The organism is Vibrio sp. V42_P2S4T144, from assembly GCF_009904715.1.
Taxonomy (GTDB): Bacteria; Pseudomonadota; Gammaproteobacteria; order Enterobacterales; family Vibrionaceae; genus Vibrio; species Vibrio alginolyticus.
Genome location: NZ_WXWS01000091.1, coordinates 1 through 4,693 on the forward strand (window position 1 = coordinate 1; position 4,693 = coordinate 4,693).

4 protein-coding genes are annotated in these 4,693 nt (G+C 44.4%); 2 read left to right on the forward strand and 2 right to left on the reverse strand.

The window, feature by feature from the left end:
• The first annotated feature begins 126 nt into the window (after positions 1–126).
• Complete coding sequence (locus CAG68_RS02885; protein ID WP_005378550.1) at positions 127–1,050, forward strand: LysR family transcriptional regulator; 924 nt, start codon at positions 127–129, stop codon at positions 1,048–1,050.
• A gap of 123 nt (positions 1,051–1,173) precedes the next feature.
• Here the strand turns inward: CAG68_RS02885 and CAG68_RS02890 are convergent, their stop codons facing one another.
• Both CAG68_RS02890 and CAG68_RS02895 read right to left on the reverse strand, forming a co-directional pair.
• The gene (locus tag CAG68_RS02890; RefSeq protein ID WP_161440760.1) at positions 1,174–3,021 is read right to left on the reverse strand and encodes a hybrid-cluster NAD(P)-dependent oxidoreductase; all 1,848 of its coding nucleotides are present in this window, start codon (positions 3,019–3,021) and stop codon (positions 1,174–1,176) included.
• A gap of 104 nt (positions 3,022–3,125) precedes the next feature.
• Positions 3,126–3,893 carry a carbohydrate deacetylase gene (locus CAG68_RS02895; protein WP_161440761.1) on the reverse strand — a complete coding sequence of 256 codons (768 nt, stop codon included), beginning with the start codon at positions 3,891–3,893 and terminating at the stop codon, positions 3,126–3,128.
• A gap of 212 nt (positions 3,894–4,105) precedes the next feature.
• Between CAG68_RS02895 and CAG68_RS02900 the strand changes: the two genes are divergently transcribed.
• On the forward strand, positions 4,106–4,693 hold a 588-nt coding region (locus CAG68_RS02900), incomplete at its 3' end, for a LysR family transcriptional regulator (RefSeq protein WP_161440762.1).

Genomic DNA, 4,693 nt, shown 5'->3' on the forward strand with positions numbered 1-4,693 from the left:
TCATCATGTTTACCTTTATTGAAAAGTCGATGTAATCATCTCGTTGATGTACGCAGAATAATCGATTCACATCCACTTATTAAGTCCATATAATGACAAACATAAAGTCCCCGAAGGAATTAATTGATGTTAAAAAGCCAGTTTGTGGAAGTTCGTCACTTTGTCACCGTTGCGCAGTTGGGGAGTTTTACCCTTGCGGCCCAAGCGCTTGGGATGACCGGTTCAGCTTTAAGTAAAAGCGTTGCTCGACTAGAAAAGCAGCTAGGCACCAAACTCCTTCATCGAACAACTCGACGCATAGCGTTGACCAATGATGGGGATTCCTATTTAGCCGACTGCCTTAAAGCGATGACTATTTTAGAGGAAGCAGAGAAGCGCTTAAGCAATCAACAGTTATTGCCATCAGGGCGTGTGCGTATTGATTTACCCGCAGTTCTCGGTAGAAGAGCTATCCTACCCAAGTTGCTAGAATTAACGTCCAAGTTCGAGCAATTAGATCTATCTATTACCTTTAATGACCGTCCTACGGATTTAGTCAGTGACGGGATTGATCTTGCGATCCGCGTTGGGCACTTAGAAAACTCGGGCGATATTGTTGCACGTAAAATTGGGGAGCAAAAAAGGGTGATATGTGCCTCTCCCTCTTATTTAGCAACTCGAGGGCCGATTACCAAAAAAGAAGATCTAGCCCAGCATGATTGCATCGTCGGCTGGCCTATAGGACAAAGGCATAGCTGGCTACTGAAAAATGCGAAGGGGGCAACCGAATCAGTCGATATTTCAGCACGTCATGAGATAGCCGACTGTGAAGGCATTTTACAATCGGCTTTATCTGGTGCCGGTTTAGCTCAACTACCAGTATGGTTAGTGAAGCAATACCTTGATGATGGACAATTATGCCCTGTATTAGAGAAACTCAATGGCGAAGGAGCGCCCATCAGTATTGTTTGGCTAAAAACACCTTACATTCTGCCTAAAATAAGAGTCATCATAGATGAAATCATTGCATTATCGAGCCGTCATCCAGATATTTTTGAGGCATCTTTGTAATGTTGACTAATCGAAGCATGACATTGGAGGTCATTTGGGTGTTATTGTGTTTTAGATAGTCCAACAATATTGAGGCCACTATCAAAGTTTGATGGTGGCCTCAATCATAATAAAACCTACATACTAGCTAACAATATTTACATTTGTCTTAGGTATCGCGCAGCAAGCTAGGGCCATTCCTTTCGCCTTGTCACTGTCTTCAATTCCAGGCGCATCGGGCTGGTAAACCTCTCCTGATTTCACCGTGACTTTGCAGGCGCCGCAGAAACCAGCTCTGCAGTTGTTCGAAATAGAAAGCCCTGCTGCTTCAGCTTGCTCCAGAACGGTGCGCTGGTTGCTTCCCTCAAACACGACACCATCAAGGTTAATTTGAACCCTTTTCTCATTCCCGTCCGCCACTCTTGCAACGCCAAACGTCTCTTGATGGTACTGTTCTTCAGGCAGCCCGCTGTCTATCATTAAGCGCTTTGTACTTTCCATGAAACCACTAGGACCACATACAAAAACTTGACGTTTGTGAAACTCTGAAATTTGATTTAAATGAGTACGACTAAAATGCCCTTTTTCGCCTACCCAACCAGTTGATGGCTCGCTAAGGGCTATAGTCACAGTCACATTGGCGTGTTGCTTTTCTAGCATAACGAGCTCTTCCATGAATGGAATATCCGCTTCCGTCAAACATTGATGATAAAACGCAATATCACGAGTGTCTCGTTGGTCAGTCAAATACCGAAGTATGGATATCATGGGTGTCACACCGCTACCGGCAGAAAGCAGCAACAGCGGGTCATTCGAGCCTTTAGTAATATGGAATGTGCCTTTGGGTTGATCCGCAATAATGGTATTGCCAACTTGTAAGTGGTTGAATAACCAGTTGGAGACTTCACCACCATTGACTCGCTTCACTGAAATCGACAAACGCTCTGGTCGAGAGGGGCTAGATGACAGCGTATACATTCGTTTAGTCAGTTTGCCATTGACCGTGATCTCAATAGGGAGGTGTTGTCCCGCTTTATACTCAGGTACCAAGCCATTTTTAGGCTCAAACCAAAATGTCTCGAAGTTTCTTGCTACAGGTTCTCTTTCAACGCAAATCAACTCTTGTTTTTTTGCGTCGAGATCTTCATAAAACTCCTTGGACTTATACTCAAGCACTTCGATAGCATCATTGATGGAGATAACCCCTTCGTTTTTCGCTACAAGATTTTGCCCGAAAAATATTTTGCCTTGCTCGTTGGCTCTAAAACGCGAAAAGGTTGTCAATGGCTCTTTACTGGCCCTAAACTCCCTATTTCCCAGATCAAGTGTCGTTAAAATGCACCGCTCACACGGCTCTACAATTTCAAATTCGACGTCACCTATCTTGATACGTTTCCATGAGTCTTCGATAAAAGGTTCGTCCGATTGCACCACGAGGTTAGTACGAAACTGTTCCATGGTGTGGACGTCGCTGCTGCGTCTATTCAGCTCCGCTAATGAGCCAGAGCTAATAAGCAAGATAGGAAAACCGTCGGCAAAGCTCACATTATGACCAAGGTTTTCTCTCATGCGGTTAGATTGCTCGCCAGTAAACAGTAACTCAACTCGCTTCCCTATCACTTGGCTAAACCAATCGTTCGCTTCATCGGTTGTTGTATAGGCGGAAAAACGGTCTCTCCAAACACTGGCATCTGTCGCCTGCATTTTAAACGTAGAATAGTGTAATTTTAGCGGCTCCACCCCGGGGTAAGAAAAAATGATACCAGTAGGCAGTAGACTGGAACTCACTTGAACCATATTGGGATACTGACGCGCCGTCACCATCGTTGGGTATTTAGCTAAGGCGGAGACCGCCTCGCCAGTCAGCGCCAGCATAAAGCGACGATCAAAAGCAAGGCCTTGCTTTTCAGCCCACGAAGAAGAGAGTGAAAGCCCGCCAATGGATTTGACTGGATAGATAGTGATTTGGGAAAGTACGGTAGGATTTACCACAATGTCACCCTTTATTATTGTGTTGATTGAACCGCAAGCGATGATTTTAACGACCGATCAAGGCTGATGGTTTATCTTGTGAGGAGGTAGGTTGCTTCGCTGAATTAAGCATGAAGCGCATCAAAGCCGACGCATTCAATGTCATTTTTTCTTAGCCAGAGAGAAAACTCATCGCTGGTTAAAATCTTCCACTCTTCAACGCGAGCATGAGCATAGCTAGAGATGTCCTCTAGCTCTTCGTTAAGCGTTCTGGCAGGGTGGCACATCAATTCAATCGTGCTGTTAGGCATGCTGTCTTGATAAGCCAGCAACATGGCTTTGAGGTATTCAATATTAGCGCCTTCGGCATGAAATCCCATATCAAACGCATCTGGGGTTGGGACCGATAACAAGTTTTGACCTCGTATAAAGCTATCAATACGCCTGACGGGGAGGCCTATTTCATTGGCTGCTTGTGTAAAACCTATTTTAAGAGGGCGATAGGCGCTTGCAAAATGGTGGCTATCGATATGATTAATATTAAAGCCTGCGTCTATAGCGGCTTGATATTGCGCTTTAAGCTCTCTCGCCACTTCATTAGAGGAGACATCTGATTTATTAAATAAAGTCTTTCTATCAAAAAAATGACCATTCTCGTCGACCAGTGTTGGAACCAATGTAGGATCTGAAATGGGTTGACCAGATGTCACTGTAAAATGCAGTCCAACTTCAGTAATAAGGCCACGTTGATAGAGCTGTGACGCATGAGCGACGCCAGGTTGGTTCATCATGATGGTGGTCGATTTTACGGTTCCGGCACGAAAACAATCCGCAATCCCCAAGTTCACCGACTCCGTCAGCCCAAAATCATCAGCATTTAATATAAGTTTCATCGTATCTCATCCAAGTTGTATTTTATCGATTCTAGTAATAGCGCTATCCGTTCCGATGCCCGTATTGAGCTTTCCGTCATCGACAACGTTGCGCTTCTTGATTGAGTCACCATTAACGTCCTTGTAATGTGACATTACACAAATTAATCTATAATGACTCACAACTTCGGACAAACGAACAATACCTCTAAATGAATTAACTAGAGTAATGCATGAGCTCAATAACCAATCAACAACAGCAGCTTTCTCTGCTTCATACTTTTAGCGTTGCAGCGCGCCACTTGAGTTTTACCAAGGCAGCAGAAGAGCTCTTTCTGACTCAAGGTGGTGTGAGCCAGCGAATTAAAAAACTGGAAATGCAGCTTCAATTCAATCTATTCATTAGAAAAACCCGAAAGTTAGAGCTCACCCCGGAGGGACAAAGAGTTCTGAGTGTTTTGAACTCATCATTTGAGTCCATATTTTCCACCCTTTCTGACATTCAAACCGGAGAGCTGACTGGTAGCTTGCATATAGCGACATCACCTTATTTCGCCTCTGCTTGGCTGATCCCGAAACTCCCTTCACTTCGTCAGCTATACCCCAATCTAAGCATCAAGCTGCAAACCAAACAAAATCAATCTGATTTTCAATTTGAGCCTTACGATGTGGCGATTTTTTATAGCCAAGGGCGGTATCCAAACCACTACAGTGAGCGACTGTTTTCAGGGAAAAGAACACCTGTGTGCAGTGTTGATTACGCCGCCGAGCATGACCTTCACAATGGGTTGAGCGCTCTATCTGACGTTAATTTTATCCAT

What these genes read in the sequence shown, in the direction of transcription:
- CAG68_RS02895 (WP_161440761.1), bottom strand. Translation starts at nt 3,893, where the DNA reads ATGAAACTTATATTAAATGCTGATGATTTTGGGCTGACGGAGTCGGTG.
- CAG68_RS02885 (WP_005378550.1), top strand. Translation starts at nt 127, where the DNA reads ATGTTAAAAAGCCAGTTTGTGGAAGTTCGTCACTTTGTCACCGTTGCG.